Origin of the sequence: Paenibacillus sp. IHB B 3084, from assembly GCF_001447315.1 — a bacterium.
Taxonomy (GTDB): Bacteria; Bacillota; Bacilli; order Paenibacillales; family Paenibacillaceae; genus Paenibacillus.
The window spans coordinates 5,101,316-5,117,252 of sequence record NZ_CP013203.1 but is presented as its reverse complement, the minus strand read 5'-3'; the positions used below and the strand labels follow the sequence as shown (position 1 = coordinate 5,117,252).

Annotated in this window: 16 protein-coding genes and 3 pseudogenes; 1 reads left to right on the top strand and 18 read right to left on the bottom strand. The window is 48.0% G+C overall.

Annotation, left to right across the window (positions count from 1 at the left end):
* Position 1: 1 nt before the first annotated feature.
* On the bottom strand, positions 2–331 hold the full coding sequence (locus ASL14_RS24000; RefSeq protein WP_134913904.1) for a nucleotide pyrophosphohydrolase: 330 nt from the start codon (positions 329–331) through the stop codon (positions 2–4).
* Positions 332–545: 214 nt separating this feature from the next.
* On the opposite strand from ASL14_RS24000, the gene ASL14_RS23995 reads away from it, so the two are divergent.
* Positions 546–1,415: a YitT family protein gene (locus tag ASL14_RS23995; protein WP_134913902.1), complete on the top strand. Its 870-nt coding sequence runs from the start codon at positions 546–548 to the stop codon at positions 1,413–1,415.
* 77 nt (positions 1,416–1,492) lie between these two features.
* Here the strand turns inward: ASL14_RS23995 and ASL14_RS23990 are convergent, their stop codons facing one another.
* From ASL14_RS23990 to trpD, 17 genes and pseudogenes are all read right to left on the bottom strand, one after another.
* On the bottom strand, positions 1,493–2,338 hold the full coding sequence (locus ASL14_RS23990; protein ID WP_134913900.1) for a sporulation protein YpjB: 846 nt from the start codon (positions 2,336–2,338) through the stop codon (positions 1,493–1,495).
* Between the two features lie 84 nt (positions 2,339–2,422).
* Positions 2,423–3,319: a GNAT family N-acetyltransferase gene (locus tag ASL14_RS23985; protein ID WP_134913898.1), complete on the bottom strand. Its 897-nt coding sequence runs from the start codon at positions 3,317–3,319 to the stop codon at positions 2,423–2,425.
* Between the two features lie 49 nt (positions 3,320–3,368).
* Positions 3,369–4,028, bottom strand: a complete 660-nt coding sequence (locus ASL14_RS23980; protein ID WP_134913896.1) for a DUF1405 domain-containing protein — start codon at positions 4,026–4,028, stop codon at positions 3,369–3,371.
* A gap of 171 nt (positions 4,029–4,199) precedes the next feature.
* Positions 4,200–4,379: an IDEAL domain-containing protein gene (locus tag ASL14_RS23975; protein WP_025682222.1), complete on the bottom strand. Its 180-nt coding sequence runs from the start codon at positions 4,377–4,379 to the stop codon at positions 4,200–4,202.
* Between the two features lie 22 nt (positions 4,380–4,401).
* Positions 4,402–4,908 (bottom strand): gamma carbonic anhydrase family protein, encoded by a 507-nt coding sequence (locus ASL14_RS23970; RefSeq protein WP_134913894.1) that lies wholly within the window; start codon positions 4,906–4,908, stop codon positions 4,402–4,404.
* A 51-nt stretch (positions 4,909–4,959) separates the two neighbouring features.
* Positions 4,960–6,069, bottom strand: coding sequence for a hypothetical protein (locus ASL14_RS23965; protein ID WP_134913892.1), 1,110 nt, complete (start codon positions 6,067–6,069; stop codon positions 4,960–4,962).
* Between the two features lie 165 nt (positions 6,070–6,234).
* Positions 6,235–6,837, bottom strand: coding sequence for a histidine phosphatase family protein (locus ASL14_RS23960; RefSeq protein WP_134913890.1), 603 nt, complete (start codon positions 6,835–6,837; stop codon positions 6,235–6,237).
* A gap of 70 nt (positions 6,838–6,907) precedes the next feature.
* Complete coding sequence (locus ASL14_RS23955; RefSeq protein WP_134913888.1) at positions 6,908–7,534, bottom strand: anti-sigma factor; 627 nt, start codon at positions 7,532–7,534, stop codon at positions 6,908–6,910.
* Positions 7,531–8,127, bottom strand: coding sequence for an RNA polymerase sigma factor (locus ASL14_RS23950; RefSeq protein WP_014282079.1), 597 nt, complete (start codon positions 8,125–8,127; stop codon positions 7,531–7,533). Before ASL14_RS23950 ends, ASL14_RS23955 begins: the two co-directional genes overlap by 4 nt.
* Positions 8,128–8,885: 758 nt before the next feature.
* On the bottom strand, positions 8,886–9,101 hold the full coding sequence (locus tag ASL14_RS23945; protein ID WP_134913887.1) for a hypothetical protein: 216 nt from the start codon (positions 9,099–9,101) through the stop codon (positions 8,886–8,888).
* A 17-nt stretch (positions 9,102–9,118) separates the two neighbouring features.
* Positions 9,119–10,206: pseudogene (locus tag ASL14_RS23940) on the bottom strand (prephenate dehydrogenase).
* Positions 10,207–10,232: 26 nt separating this feature from the next.
* The gene (gene hisC, locus ASL14_RS23935; RefSeq protein WP_134913885.1) at positions 10,233–11,336 is read right to left on the bottom strand and encodes a histidinol-phosphate transaminase; all 1,104 of its coding nucleotides are present in this window, start codon (positions 11,334–11,336) and stop codon (positions 10,233–10,235) included.
* A gap of 60 nt (positions 11,337–11,396) precedes the next feature.
* Positions 11,397–12,203, bottom strand: a complete 807-nt coding sequence (gene trpA / locus ASL14_RS23930) for a tryptophan synthase subunit alpha (RefSeq protein WP_134913883.1) — start codon at positions 12,201–12,203, stop codon at positions 11,397–11,399.
* On the bottom strand, positions 12,200–13,396 hold the full coding sequence (gene trpB, locus ASL14_RS23925; RefSeq protein ID WP_134913881.1) for a tryptophan synthase subunit beta: 1,197 nt from the start codon (positions 13,394–13,396) through the stop codon (positions 12,200–12,202). Before trpB ends, trpA begins: the two co-directional genes overlap by 4 nt.
* Positions 13,393–14,079, bottom strand: a complete 687-nt coding sequence (locus tag ASL14_RS23920; protein ID WP_134913879.1) for a phosphoribosylanthranilate isomerase — start codon at positions 14,077–14,079, stop codon at positions 13,393–13,395. The genes trpB and ASL14_RS23920 overlap by 4 nt, the downstream gene beginning before the upstream one ends.
* A pseudogene (gene trpC / locus ASL14_RS28450) lies at positions 14,076–14,869 on the bottom strand (indole-3-glycerol phosphate synthase TrpC). Before trpC ends, ASL14_RS23920 begins: the two are co-directional and overlap by 4 nt.
* Positions 14,859–15,904, bottom strand: a pseudogene (trpD, locus tag ASL14_RS28445) (anthranilate phosphoribosyltransferase). The pseudogenes trpC and trpD overlap by 11 nt, the downstream one beginning before the upstream one ends.
* Positions 15,905–15,937: the final 33 nt, after the last annotated feature.

The window sequence follows — 15,937 nt, the reverse complement described above, 5'->3', positions numbered from 1 at the left end:
CCTAATCGGTGTCCTTTTTGGTCCAGCGATTCGCGTCACGTGTGTTAAATTTATGCATGACCTTATCATAGGCATCGGTCAAATTAATACCCAGCGAGTTTGCAAAGCAGACCGTGATAAACAAAATGTCTCCCAGCTCCAGCTCAATCGAATTGTTGGCCTCATCCGTTTTTTTCGGTTTCTCGCCAAAGGAATGATTGACTTCTCTGGCCAGCTCCCCGACTTCCTCGGACATCCGGGCCAGCATTGCCAGCGGGCTGAAATATCCTTCTTTGAATTGGGAAATATATTGGTCTACCTCATGTTGAATTTCATCAAGCGATTTTTCCATGAAACACAATCCCCTCTAATGTGCAGGTTTATTCATATGTTATCGTAAAGCACATTTGAAAACAAATATTTTTTTAATGTGAAATTACTCACATCTTGTAATGGTCTGTCTTTTAAAGCTACCATAAAAAGGTATACTAAACATAAGGATCTACGATCTGCTCCAAAATCAAATATCAAATCGTTCATCCCAATTTGCCATTGTGAGGGATTATATGAAAACATCTAGGTCTATTGAACAGCTTAAAATCATTTTACCCATTGTGCTCGGCACTGCTATTTATGCATTCGGCCTGCTTTATTTCATTATACCCAGCAAGCTGATGGAAGGCGGCATCACAGGTATCACCCTGCTGCTGAACTATGCTTTTTCGATTTCCCCATCCCTTTCCACATTGCTCCTGAACATTCCTCTATTTTTAATCGGATGGAAGATGCTTGGCGGCAAACAAATTATTTATAGCGGGGTTGGCATCGGGGCGCTCACTTTTTTTCTGTGGTTGTTTGAAAAAATGATTCACCTCGGGTGGATGGGCACGTTTCAGACCGAGCACGATTTTATACTTTCTTCATTATATGCCGGGGTTACGCTCGGGGCCGGGCTAGGCATCGTATTCCGGTTTGGTGGTACCACCGGCGGGTCGGATATTATCGCTCGTATTTTGAACCGGAAGTTTGGCTGGAGTATGGGAAGGATTTTGCTGGTGATTGATATCGTCATCATCGGCGCATCGCTGCTGTACATACCTAAGGAAAAAATCCTGTATACGCTGGTCGCTGTGTTTATCGCATCGAAGATCATTGATTTTATACAGGAAGGGGCCTACTCCGCCAGAGCCTTTATGATTATCAGTGACCATACGATGGATATTGCGGATATCATTACACGGGATATGGATCGCGGTGTTACTATTATTCCGGCTATGGGTGCATTTTCCAAGCAGACCAAGCATGTTGCTTACTGTGTCGTATCCCGTCAAGAAATACGACGTTTGCATCAAATTGTGAAATCGATTGATCCACGAGCGTTCATCATCATTCAGGATGTGCATGATGTACACGGGGAGGGCTTCAAAGAGGAATAGCCCGGAAATCCGGGCAAGTAGTCAGGGCATATATTCATTTTATCCATGACAGCGAAGTCGGTGGCAGCATTTCAGCCTTAACTAGAGAAACCGGATCGATACTTACGGTAACCCACATAAGCCAGGGTCAGCAGGATCGTCAAGCCGATTGCCAGTTCTGCCCGGCGCTCGCTTTCATGCGGGATGAATGGAGCCAGTGCGGTAGCATCTTTTTCACGTCCAAACAAGGCATTGAATGTCGGGTTTCCCTGCTCTAGTGCCCCTCTAATCGCTGAAGCATCCGCATTTTGCTGGTTCCCCAATCCCTTAACGTAAGAAATCCATGAATCCGTTCGAACAACCTCGGTTGTTTTGCCGCTGATCAACGCCGCCGTTCGGATCGTCTCGTAATGATCCTCCAGCACTGCTGCTCCGGCGGCGAAACCCTTCATATTTCCTTTAGCAAACTGGCTATTTAAGCCGCTGACATCTTCTTTTAAAATTTTATAATACTGCTGCCATAAAGGCTGGCGCGGATGTGCAATCGCATCTGTCGCAAGCCGCAAATTGGCAGCGGCCTTCACCCATTCATCCGGCGATGCTTGCACGGATTGTGTAGCTTGCTGTACCTCAAGGATACTGCCGGACAAAGCATGAATGGCCTCCACAGACAGCGCAGCCTGTACCTGACCCGTGCTGAACCATCGGCTGACCTCCGCTACATCGGCGCGGGCTTTTTCAATATTTCCATCCATTACATCCCGGTACAACATCGCAGCCGTACGATCCAGTTCCTCTATTTCCTTTGCATTACTGGTGGACTTGGGCTGATCCCGCGCTTCCGCAATGCCCGGAGGGAAACATAGGGAAAGCAACAAAACCATAGATAACACAACTCCCGAAACAACACGCAGCACACCACGCAACGCCTGACTCCAAACCATGGGACATCCCTCCTCACCTTACTGTATGGCAAGGTTACGGGGGCTAGAACTTGGCTTTAGCGTGCTGCTATCTGCCAGGGCAGGTTATGCCCGTGACAAAATAGGAAACATTAGTGTATGTTCTGTACATATACTTTCATTGTTTGATCTATAAAATAGTGTGGTATCTTCTTGATTCAGAAGAGAAATTTCGCAACCGTCCATTGGCTCTGGCGTAAAACCGAAAACAATTTTCTTCGTTTCTTTTTCCATGACTACAGATAAAATCAATTCTATAGGAATATCCCCCGTTCCAAAAATATCGTAACAATTCATGATATTTTCTTCAAAATCCATAATGACAATCGTGTCATACAGAGGGATATAGAACACCTTATCTTTAAAAAAAGAAGTGCAATAGAACAAAATTAACCATTCACTGCTTTCCATAGAAAAATATGAATAAGGATTTAAAGAGGAACATTTTCTTTTCAATAGCTGTAAATCTGACGTCGCTTCCATATTCAATTTTTCAACTGGAACGTCCGTGCTTTTAATTGGTGCTTTCCGGATACATTGATACTCTTGTGCAGCAGCAAAACCAAATTTAGGATAAAACTCCTTCACATCATCATTCGCAAAAAGATACATTGCATCACAATTCCCATGCCAATCCTGTAGCACACGTTCTATCAAAAAGCGACTCAGCCCTTGATTTCTATAGTTAGGATCTGTCATTACGGTTCCGATTTGAATAAATTTCATCTGTTCACCTGACAAACTAAAATCCATCAGACTCACAGATACATTAGCCACCACGCAATCCCCATCTAACAGTACATAAGGAATATATTTTTCATCCCAGAATCCTAATTGATGCCAAACTTCAAAATTCAGATCAAAACTTTGTTTTGCTAATTGGTTAAAGCTCTTTCTTATTTTAAGATCATCACGAATTTCCTTTTTAAATCTATATTCTTTTTTATTTATAACGATATCCATCAATAATTCTCCAATTCGTAAAAATTAAATCATAAAATTAATATTGGACCTATTCCAATGATTTGGCCTTATTAAGTGAGGAAGTCATTCGATCACGCACGTACATGGCAAGCCATGAAGCTGCGATACTGAAAAGGGTCAGCATATAGGTAAAAGTACGCACTTGTGGTACATCATCCGTTAGCGACCTCGGAAGATACGGATATATGCCAAATGTATAATCGACCGTATCATTTAACAGTGTCCACAAAGCTGCTACGCACAGAGCCGCCCATTTGCAGGTGGAAAAACGAATGAACAGCAAGGCTTCGACTGCCATTGCCGTATGAGATGCTACCAGCATCCAATCCTGCCATATCATATGCCCTCCCTGCGCGACACCCCAAAAAATAATAGCTGAGGCCCAGATGCCGTATTTTACACTCGTAACCACAGCTAACGCCTCCATCAGCTGGCGAATGACCTTCAAGCCCTTCAGGCGCGGAGGATAAAGCAGGAATAATACAGAAATCGTAAAAAACAGGCTGGCCGTCGGACTATCAGGCACAAATACAATCTGCCATATCGGGTGGTAGTTTAGCGTGTATTCCAATTGCCCTCCATACCATATGTACCCATACACGGTTCCAACCAGGTTACACCAGAACAGCAGCCACAAAAAAGGCCGGCTCGTCAAGAACGACCGGCTCCACAAATAAGACAACGACACGTCCTCATCCTCCGTTCATACGATAGATGCCCCGTAAAGGCTCCATCTACAAAGACTATATCATATAAAAGCGTATCAAAAAAACCTGGCCGCTGCTACGGTCAGGCTTGATGATTAGGGTCTTGTACTGCCAATGGGTCTGTTACCCAAGATCAGATCTCCTGAAACGGCTCAATTGATCGCTTTCAGTTCATCCGTAAGATGACGAAAAGCTACTTCATCTCCGGAGGCCAGCGCCTCATCAATATCCTTGTAGAGCTTTTCACTCCGGTGTTTACGTAATGCCTCGTCCAAAACCATTTCAGCAGACAGGCCCAACATTACTTCATAAGTAACCTTCATTTTATCCATAGGATGCACCTCCAACATGAGTTTAAGAGATCCTATATTCTTTTCCTTTCGCCACATAGCTGAGTGCCGTCCGTGACATCCGCTGCAAATCTGCGTCTGTCAATTCTCGCACCACTTTGGCAGGTGTACCGAGAGAAAGAGTATAGGGTGGTATTTTGGTATTTTCCGTAACGACCGACCCTGCTCCTATTAAAGCATATTCACCAAGCTCAGCTCCGTTGAGTACAATGGCCCCCATACCGATTAAAGTGCCTTTGCCTACCGTACAGCCATGGATAATCGCAGCATGTCCCACCGAAATATCATCCGCCAGCACTAGGGGCTGGTCCGTGTTCACATGTCCAACGACTCCGTCCTGGATATTGCAGCGTTCACCGATGATGACAGGCGCCATATCCCCGCGCAGTACGGCATTGAACCAAACTGAGGAATCTTGGCCGATCGTTACCTTTCCGACAACTTTTGCTCCTTCTGCCACATAGACAGATGAATGGAGCTGTGGCATGTTCCCGTTATAGTGAATCAGCATCAACTTCACCCTCTCATTTTGGGTGAATTCTATCAACATGTATGCTGCTTGTCAATGGAGCCGCATACCCGGGTCGTTCCTCCCAATGCGGTACTCTCCTGCCAGATTCAGCCCCCAGGCGGTCATCTGTACAGATGGCCCCGTCGAATGCTCACCCAGACGAAGCATACCCAAGTGCAGCATCATTCGTATAATTCTCTGATCAAAAACCGAACGGGGCGTATCATAGTAGAACGGTCTGATCAGCGGGCCGATATGTACAAAAAGTGACTCCGAGGACGTCCAGGGCCTGGCACATTCTCCTATCCAGTAGACCAGAGAAAGTAGATTGGGAACGGCTCCCTTATACAATCTTAACCAAAACCTGAATAGCTGTATCATCTCATCCTCGATCGCGTACTCCCTGTGTGCCTCCCCCTTTGCCGTCAGCACAACTCGATCCCCCTTTTCCTCAATAAACTTGGAGTGACGTGCATAATCATACAGCAGTGCCATTCGGTCGGGATAAAACTTAAAGGAGGAACCATATCCGAAACGCCAGCCTCCTTTACCCAGAAGTGGCTCCGCAATGTGCAAATGCTCCATTAGTTGCTGCTGATTGCGACGATACCAAGCCCCCTCGGGGTTAAGCGGAACTTCATGCTGCTCCATATACTGAAGGAAAAGTCGTAAATCCTCCGCCAAAAGATGTCCTTCATCCCGGTACGACGTTGGCTCACTTACCCGGATCATTCCGTTTTGCAAGTCTTGTACCATGACACGACGGAAACGCTCCTTCATGTCCAACGGAATTTGATACAAATACCTCGTATTATGCGTCGAACCGTTGAATAACCAGCCACTGTTGCGTAAACGGGCCACGATGTCCCGCGGTCGCTCACCGGAATCCCCATCCTCCTCGGCAGATTGTTTGGCAACCGCAATCAATTCCTCCATACTGAAATAAGGTCGGTCATCGAATAGCAGTGTGTTCAAAAACCTTACCTCTGACAGCTTTAGCTCCCTGACTTGCATCTCAAAAAAACTGCTGCTGCCGAGCTTTGTCAAAATGCCCTGGATCAGCTCATGTTTGGAATTGGGCTTACAGTCACATTCGTAATACACCGCGATTCTGTTCAAATGCACAATATCCGCAAATGTCAGCATATCCGCCAGATTCATCGTTCCATCGCCTCGTCACTGGACTGTCATCCGGAATTGATTCTTACCTGTTGTACCCACAGCTTTGACGGAATGTTCAGACTCTAAACCTCTTTTTTTCAAAGCTATAATTAAAAAATAAAAAGACCACGGCTTCTACGCTGAGTAGAAATTCGTGGTCTTTCGTCAACCTTTTGAGTTACAATCACTTTTTTCCTGTAAATGTCTGGTGCAATTATACAACAGCGGCGTCCAATCCGTATCCTCACGCTGGAGAACACTCAGTGACAGATTACCAATTCGTTCCGTAAACTTTTCCTGATACAAAGCCTTATACAAATTAGCCAAAAAACCGCCATGAGAAACGACCAGCAGGTTCTTGTCCCGATTTTCCGACCAAATGGCCTCCATAAAAGCCAAACCTCGAAGTTGAAGAGCTTCATCGCTCTCCTGTCCCAGATCCAGCAGATGCCAGTCGCTCCCCCACTTCTTCTCACGCTCGACCTGCGTCATGCCCTCGACCTGACCATAAGCACGTTCTCTCAGCCGATCGTCCGGCTCCAGTAAAGGAAGATGAAGAGCAGATGCAATAATCTCTCCCGTCTCCTTGGCTCTCGAAAGGCTGCTTGTAATAAGTCCATCCCAATGATAGGGCTCATCCTTTAATCGTTCTGCCAGCAAGCGTGCCTGCCGGCGCCCTTCCTCATTCAACGGAATATCACTGTGGCCCTGGATTTTACCTACCGCATTCCAATCCGTTAATCCATGTCTGATCAAGCCAATAAGCATCGTGTTGTTTCCTCCGCTATTTAGTTATTCAGGCATTGTTATGAATCCGTATTGGAGCCCAGCCGTGCTGCTAATTTCTAACCCGTCTCGCACGATGAATCCAGCCCAAAGAAAATAAGGCAAGCGCAAGTGCCAACACAGACAACAACATCCAATATTGCGGGTAAGTAGGAACAATGCTTGCAACCAGCGGGTCCATAATGCCACTATTCACATTTTTAATGTGGTATTGATATTGTGAAGATGTACTTGTAGTTTCCAGCAAGCCTGTCGGTAAAATACCCGTATCCATGACAGGTGCCGCTTGAGGAGGATTTTCTTGAGAGGAGCTTCCATTCCAGTTCAAAAACAAAAAGCTACACAAAAATACCGCCAAAAAGCCGGCGATCCATACGGACATATACTTACGGGCTGCCGGGTTCACACGCGCACGCCGATGCTCGCCGGGAACAAGCCACGGTGACTCTTCATAAATTCGATCCATGACCCTGCGATTCATAGATTCCGCCTGCTCATCTGTTATCTCAAAGGAAATATCACGAATAGCGGATCGACTTTCTTTTGACAAATTCCACTCATTTTCTTCCGAACCATGCTCCCATCCGGCAGACGAGCTTTTGGCCCGTCTGCGCTCCGAGTCTTGTTTCGATACATTCTTGCCTGTAGCGAACAAATCCTCAGCGTCCCTGGATTTCATTGGCTGCTCATCCCTTCGTTTTCCTCATAGAGAGGCTCAAAAAAATAAGGCTCCAACTGCGTCTTCACACTGGTTCTGGCCCGGAAAAGCAACGATTTCACCGCACTGACCGTCTGCCCCAAAATCGTAGCAATCTCCTGATAATCCAATTGCTCGTATTCGCGCAAAATCAGCGCAGACCGCTGCTTCTCTGGCAATCTGTTGATCGCTTCACGAACCATCTCTACCTTCTCGCCGCGAAGGACGGCCTGCTCTGGAATCACATCCAATGGAGCAACCGGCACATAACCGCTCTCCTCCAATGGAACCTGACCGCTACGATGCTTGCGAAGCTCGCTCAGCACCGTATTACGTGCAATCGTATATAACCATGTGGAGAACGATGCATCTACCTCGCGAAAAGAGTGCAGGCTCCGGTACGCTTTATAAAACGTCTCCGAGCATAAGTCCTCAGCGATCATTTCCAGGTTCGAACTTTTCAGCATATGATAAACAAAAGCTAAAATTTTACGTTGGTGCCGCCTCATTAATTCTGAATAAACCTCAACATTACCTTGTTTGATTTCCTGAATCATCTGGGAATCTGTCATCATCCGAGTGAGACCCTCCTCGCCCATACATGTGCTGTTCTCCCATTCGATTCTGTCTATATATACCGAACAGGCCAAAAAAAGTTGCGCACTCCGCACAAATGGATGAAACAGCATCATGGAACATTTATTTTTTTCTTACCCTATGTAGTGCCAACAATAACGGTGCTATCCCCAACATTTCTCAACATCCAAAATGGACTTACCCATTGTACCACAAAATAGTCGTCAGTAAAAAAGTCCAAAATCCCCATGATTTCCATCACAGGCTACGTAACGCTAGCAACTGTTTCCGGTATACGGCATTTCCGACCTATTTTAAGTTTTTTCAAGATAAAGTGACATAACCTTGAATCTATTCCTTTTGAAAACGCTGGTAAGAATAATTATCCAAAAGAAAACGCTTTAAAAAATCATTGACAAAATGAAAACGTATACATATAATAAAAGTACAGTATGGTTTCTCTCCACTCCTATCCTACTCAGCTACTCCATAAGAGCAGCTACCACCCGGGGCTTTACCCGGGTGGTCTTTTTTTTGAACTCATATACTAAGCTGAACTGGAAAGTTACGTAAGGTGCCAACTGCGCAGTCGGATGGTGCTTCCCATCGCTGTTGTCCAGCACCATCCCGCCTACTCCGTTTTTTATATAAAATTTTCGAATTTAGCTTATATAACAAAGAAAATATACTTACCCAGCTATATCACCTCAACCGGGCTCTCAGGCCATAAATAACAAAAAAACGGGCGAAGAGGATCTCACGCCCGTTTTAAATCTTTCCTGTTACTTTCACTCCCAGAAAGTGCGTTGCTTTTAAGGCGGTCAGTAGCGCAGCGGTCCATTTGAATCTGAAGAAGCGTAGCGTTCGCCTTTGCCTCCGGATTTTCCCCTTTGAACATATCATCAAAAAATCCGGAGGCAACAGCGATCGTAAGATCAAATGGAACGCGAAGCGCCTCATCCTCCTTAACCAACAATCACACTTTCCTTTCTATACCACCACTTTATAACTCATTGAATCCAGCAGTGCCTTGGCGCGCTCCCAGTCCCGTTCTTGGCGGAAAGAAAGCCGCATAATACCGGGAACATCCTCCCGGCTTTCGATGATTTGCATATTGCTCAGGTTAATGCTGTTGTCCCCCAGCTCTGTTGCAATTCGACCGATGATCCCCGGGGTATCCGGTACATCAATATACAGATCAAACGTTGAGACGATGACACCTTTGCGGCGTTCTGGCAGCTCACTGCGGAAATGCCCCGCCGTCAAAAACTCGTCAGCAATTCCCTCTCCGTCTTGTATTCTCAGTAAATGGGTAAAACGCTCAATCTGCCCGTTCCACTCTTCCAGCAGACCTAGCAAAACATCACGATTGCTCAGCAAAATGTCCCGCCATACAATCGGATCACTGGAAGCAATTCGCGTAATATCGCGGAAGCCGCCGGCAGCCAGCGTACGGTACAACGGATTTTCGTCATTGTGCTTGCGCACCTGATTCACCAGCGCTGCTGCAATAATATGCGGAAGATGGCTGATCGCCCCGACAATGTCATCGTGCATATCAGGCTGGACACGGACAACCTGGGCTCCTGTGTATTTCAACAGACGCTCCAGCGAACTGTATGCTTCCTCAGGCACACCCTCTGCCGGGGAAAGTACATAGTAGGCATTCTCAAACAACAATGCGGAAGCAGCCTTCACACCGGAACGCTCCGAGCCGGCCATCGGATGGCCACCGATAAAATAAGCATTACGTAAAGAGATTTCCGACGCTTTTTTGGCAATCGACGATTTTGTGCTGCCTACATCGGTAATAATGCAACCCTCTTTAAGCGGTAGCCTGCTTAACAACTCCAAGTAATGCTCCAGTAAGCCGACAGGTACGCATAAAAAATAAAATCGGCATCCTCTGCCGCCTCTTCAACCGAAAGAGTCACGGTGTCCACGACACCACGGACCAACATCGGCTCCATCAGTTCGGGAAGATGAGCATGACCGACAACGGTAATGCCCGGCTTCCCTTTAAAACAAAGCGCAAGGGACCCACCAATCAGTCCCACGCCGAAAATGGCAATCTTCATCAATTATCAAATCCCATCTGCGGAAATTATAGACGCGCTTTCGCCGCTTCCGCCCCCAGGACCTGTTCCAGCGCACGGATAAACCACTCATTTTGCGGCTGTGATCCAACCGACACCCTAATGTATGTCGGATATTTGTAATGACCAGCGCGAATAATTACGCCTTTTTGAAGCAACTCCTGAAATACCTCACCCGACGGGCGACGTACATTCAGCATAATAAAGTTTCCATGTGCCGGAAAAGATTCCAGTCCAAGGCGCTTCAACTCATTTTGTAAATAGGCTCTGCCCTCTGCGTTGCGGTCACGACATTCCTGCACAAAATCCTGATCTTCCAACGCCGCAACCGCCGCAGCCTGTGCTACCCGCGAAGTATTGAACGGCTCACGAACCTGATTAATCAGGCGAATCGTTGCCACAGCTCCCATACCGTATCCGATGCGAAGCGATGCCAGACCGTAGATTTTGGAGAAAGTGCGCAATACAACCAGATTTTCATAGGCTGGCAATAAACGAATACCGTCTGGATAAGTGCTATCCGTCACAAACTCGAAATACGCCTCATCCAGCACAACCATAACATGCTTTGGCACTCGATCCAAAAATGCGATCAGCTCTGCTTCAGGTACAATCGTGCCTGTCGGGTTGTTCGGATTACAGATCCAGATCATTTTCGTACGGTCGTTAATCTGAGACAACATGGCTTCCAGATCATGTACCCCGTCACGCAAAGGCACCTCAACAGCAACCGCTCCCTCAATCTCCACATTGCTCTTGTACACAGAGAAGGTCTGATCGGCCATGATGCTTTCTTCCCCGGGAAGAAGAAAAGCACGCGTAATCAACGCAATAATCTCGTCAGAGCCACAGCCATAAATAAACTGATCCTCTTTCAAGCCCGTATGTTTAGCCAGCGCCTGTGTTAAAGCTACCGCGCTGCCGTCAGGATATACACTAATGTTCGCAAATTCCTCCTGAATGGCTTGCAATACTTTGGGAGAACTGCCGTACGGATTTTCATTCGAGGCGAGCTTAATCACTTCATCAAGTCCCAGCTCGCGCTTCACATCTTCAATTGGTTTACCAGGCTGATATACCGGCAAATGTACAATATGCGGTTTAGGTCGCATGCCCCTACCTCCTCTAATCCATTTAAAACTAAATTTGCTGCTTTCTATATTGACGCCAGTTTACTGCTTTAATTGTGCCACAAAATTGCGAATTTGGAAAAGCCCTTCTTCTCTGCGCGCAGAATCGTCCAGCAACGGGATGGCTTCCTCCACCTGACGCACAATGGCACTTCCGACGACAACTCCATCGCAAATGTCCGAAAAACGAATTACCTGCTCCCGGGTGGAGATACCGAATCCAACCGCTACCGGAATATCCGTATGCCGCTTGACCTGCGCGATGAAGCCCTCTATACCCTCAAAAAAGGAAGCTCTTTCCCCGGTCACCCCAAGGGAGGATACACAGTATACAAATCCGCGTGCTTGACGAACAATTCGTTCAATCCGCTGTTCAGAAGTTGGAGCCACCAACGGAATCAAATGCACACCAACCTCTGCCGCCCGTCCTCCCAGCTCTTCTGCTTCCTCAAGCGGAAGGTCGGGAATAATCAGGCCGCTGATGCCATGCTCCTGCAAGCCTGCAAAGAAAGCATCCATGCCCATCTGCAACACAGGATTATAATACGTGAACAAAATAAAAGGCAGGCTTGATCCCGCCGCCCGGGCCAAAGAAGCCGTCTCCATACACGTGCGGATCGAGATTTGCCGTTTCAACGCACGCTCAGACGCACGCTGAATGACAGGTCCGTCAGCCAGCGGGTCCGAATATGGCACGCCCAGCTCCAATATATCGGCTCCGGCCGACTCCAGTTGCCGAATGATTTCAACCGTCGTGTCGACATCCGGATCGCCTACCGTCAAGAAAGGAATTAATGCCGTTTTGCCTTCATTTTTGAGGCGTCCAAACACCTGATCAATTAAATTCATGACGGATTTCCTCCCAAATGCTTAATAATGGAGTCCACATCTTTGTCACCACGACCCGATAAACAGATAACAATAATATCATCCGCCGTCAAGGCAGGTGCCAGTTTAACGACCTGCGCGACTGCATGTGCCGACTCCAATGCCGGAAGAATACCTTCCGTGCGGCATAACAATTGGAGAGCATCCAGCGCTTCCTGATCGGTAATCGGAACATACTTGGCCCGCTCGATATCCTTCAAATACGAATGCTCCGGTCCAACACCCGGATAGTCCAATCCCGCCGAGATGGAATGCGCAGGCTGTACCTGTCCATATTCATCCTGAAGCAGATAGCTCATTGAGCCTTGGAAGACACCTTGCGTTCCCTTGCTCATCGTTGCTGCATGAAATTCCGTTTCCACGCCTTTTCCAGCCGCCTCAACCCCAAGCAAAGCAACCTCGTGATCCTCGATAAATGGATAGAACATACCGATGGCATTACTTCCGCCACCAATCGCCGCTACCACGACATCTGGAAGTCTGCCTTCTTTTTCGAGAATTTGACGGCGGGTTTCGTCGCCAATGACACGCTGGAAGTTGCGCACCATCATTGGATACGGATGTGGTCCGACCGCCGAGCCCAAAATATAGAACGTATCATGGACATGGCTCACCCAATACCGCAAAGCTTCATTCCCGGCATCCTTGAGTGTACGTGTGCCCGATGTAACCGGAATGACCTCTGCACCTAATAGTTGCATACGGAATACATTTAGCTGCTGGCGTACGGTATCCTCTTCTCCCATGAACACCTTGCACTCCAGTCCGAGCAATGCCGCGACAGTCGCCGTCGCAACACCATGCTGGCCTGCGCCTGTTTCGGCAATGACCTTCTGCTTGCCCATACGCTTCGCCAGCAGTCCCTGCGCCAGCGCATTATTAATTTTGTGGGCTCCGGTATGGTTCAGATCTTCGCGTTTCAAGTAAATTTTAGCCTTGCCCAAATGCTGACTCAGACGCTCCGCATAATAGAGCGGCGTTTCCCGGCCCGAATAATCCTTCAGCAGTCCGTTCAGCTCAGCGTTAAAATCAGGATCATCCGCATACTTCCGGTAGGATTCCTCCAATTCAATCAGTGCGTTCATCAACGTTTCCGGTACAAAACGTCCGCCAAATGTTCCAAAACGTCCGTTGTTATCAGGTAATTGTGTCATGCCTGCTTCACCCTTTCTACGAATGCTGTGATTTTTGCAATGTCCTTGACTCCATCCGTCTCTACACCGCTGGACACATCCAGCCCTTCGGGATGATACTCAGTAACCAGCTTTTCCGCATTATCGGCAGTCAGCCCGCCGGCTACAAACAAAGGAATTCCATATTGTTGGGTCCAGGTCTGATAGGCAGGAATACGATCCCACGCAAACGTTTTGCCGGAACCGCCACCATACAAGGGATCATATGTATCCAGCAATAAAGCGTCAATCGTCCCGACATAGGCATCCAATTCGTCCGTCGGGCGTTCTGTCTCGCCCTTCACCGTCTGCCCTTTACTATCCACAGACCATGCCTTGAATACCTGTACGCGAAAATGCTCCCTGATCTCCCGGCAGCGCTGCGGACTCTCCTGCCCGTGCAGTTGAATGACATCTAATGGTGCTTTCTCCATGACATCATTTAACAGTGCATCATCAGGGTTCACAAATACGCCCACGCTGCGCGGTCTGCTGCCTGGGGTCCATTCATCCAATACGCGAAGCAGCTCTCCAGCCTGTGCGCCGTCAATCCGGCGCTTGCTGTCGGCAAACACAAAACCTATATAATCGACCGGTAAGTTTACCATAGATTTTAGCACTTCAACGCTTTGAAGTCCACAAATTTTTACGCCCGTTTTATTCATGCTCTAACCCCGTCCATCAAATCGGCTACAGCCTGTCCTACATCATCCTTGCGCATCAGATGCTCCCTACCAGGATGCCGTGTGCACCTACCGAATGCAAATAATTTACATCTTCGGGTCCAGCAATGCCGCTTTCGCTAATAAACGTAACTCCTTTAGGAATCAATGAGATCAGCTCCTCTGTCGTCTGGAGGCGGGTCTCAAATGTCCTCAAATTTCGGTTGTTCACGCCAATCAAGGTAGCTGTCCCCAGATCCAGCACAGCTTTAAGCTCCTCACTGTCATGCACCTCTACCAATGCGTCCAGCCCTAGGTTCTTAGCAATCTGTAAAAATGACCCCAAAACACGTGGCTCCAGTATAGCCGCAATCAACAGCACCGCATCCGCTCCCAGCAGACGAGCTTCATAAATTTGCCGTTCATCAATGATAAAATCCTTGCGCAGCAGCGGAATCTTTACCTGTTCACGAATTTGGTGCAAATATTCAGAACTCCCCTGAAAGTACGTCACATCCGTCAAGACAGAAATACAATCGGCTCCAGCTTCCTCATATGCCCGTGCAATGTCCACCGGATGAAAATCCGGTCGGATCAACCCTTTGGAGGGGGAAGCCTTCTTCACTTCGGCAATCAGTCCGAGCGGACGGTTGCGACGCAGAGCTATAGCATCCTCGAACCCTCTCGTCGCAGGTAAATCGGCAACCAATCGTTCGGCTTCACTGATTTGAAAATACTCCTTAAGCTGCTCCACTTCTTGTCGCTTCGTCACTACAATTCGATCAAGATACATATTGATATTCCCCGTTGCCTGTATTAATTGATCCAGCTTGGACAGGGCCAGCCCCGAGTCAATAGCTTCAGCCGCCCGTGCTACTCCGTCCGTTAAGGTAGCTGCTGCGCCCGATACATAGATGCACGCGCCGGCATTCGCTAACACGACGTCCCGATAAGCTCCCCGCTCCCCGTTCAAAATCCGACCTATAATGTCGGCGTTAACATGGGCGTCCCCACCCAGCACTTCATCGAGACGGTGCGTCTGTAAACCCAGATCCGACGGGTTAAGTTCAAACGTATGAACCTGACCATCCTTCAGCTCAGATACCCGTGTCGGTGCCGAAATGCTGATTTCATCCAATCCGTCCAGACTGCTTACGACCATGGCCCGCTTGGAGCCGAGTCGATTCAGCACCTCAGCGATCACTTCCGTTTTTCCCGCGTCATAAATGCCCAGCAACTGGCGATCCGCACCTGCCGGATTCGTCAAGGGACCGAGCATGTTAAACACCGTTCGTACTCCAAGCTCCCTGCGTGGAGCGGCAGCATGCTTCATAGACGGATGGTACAACTGCGCAAATAAAAAGCAGATGCCGATACGATCCAGACATGACCGCGCCTGATCACTCGTCAAATGGATATTGACCCCTAGGGCCTCCAGCACATCGGCGCTCCCGGCACGTCCGCTTGCAGAGCGATTGCCATGCTTCGCTACCCGTACAGATACCGAGGCCGCAATAATAGCGGATATCGTGGAAATATTAAACTTGTGAATACCCGAACCTCCGGTTCCACATGTGTCCAGCAAATGGGTATCACCTTCTCCGATTTGCACCGGACTGGCATAGCTGCGCATAGCTTCGGCAAATCCGGTGATTTCATCCACCGTCTCCCCCTTGATGCGCAGAGCCGTCAGCAGCCCACCAATTTGCGCCTGCGTGGCACTCCCACTCATAATCTGTTCCATCACGCCGCGGGCCTCCGTACGTGAAAGATGCTGTCCCTCAATGACCCGGCTTAACCCCACTTGCATCATGTCATGTCGTTCCATCGTCGTCTCCTCCTCAAAATCAGATTTTGTATG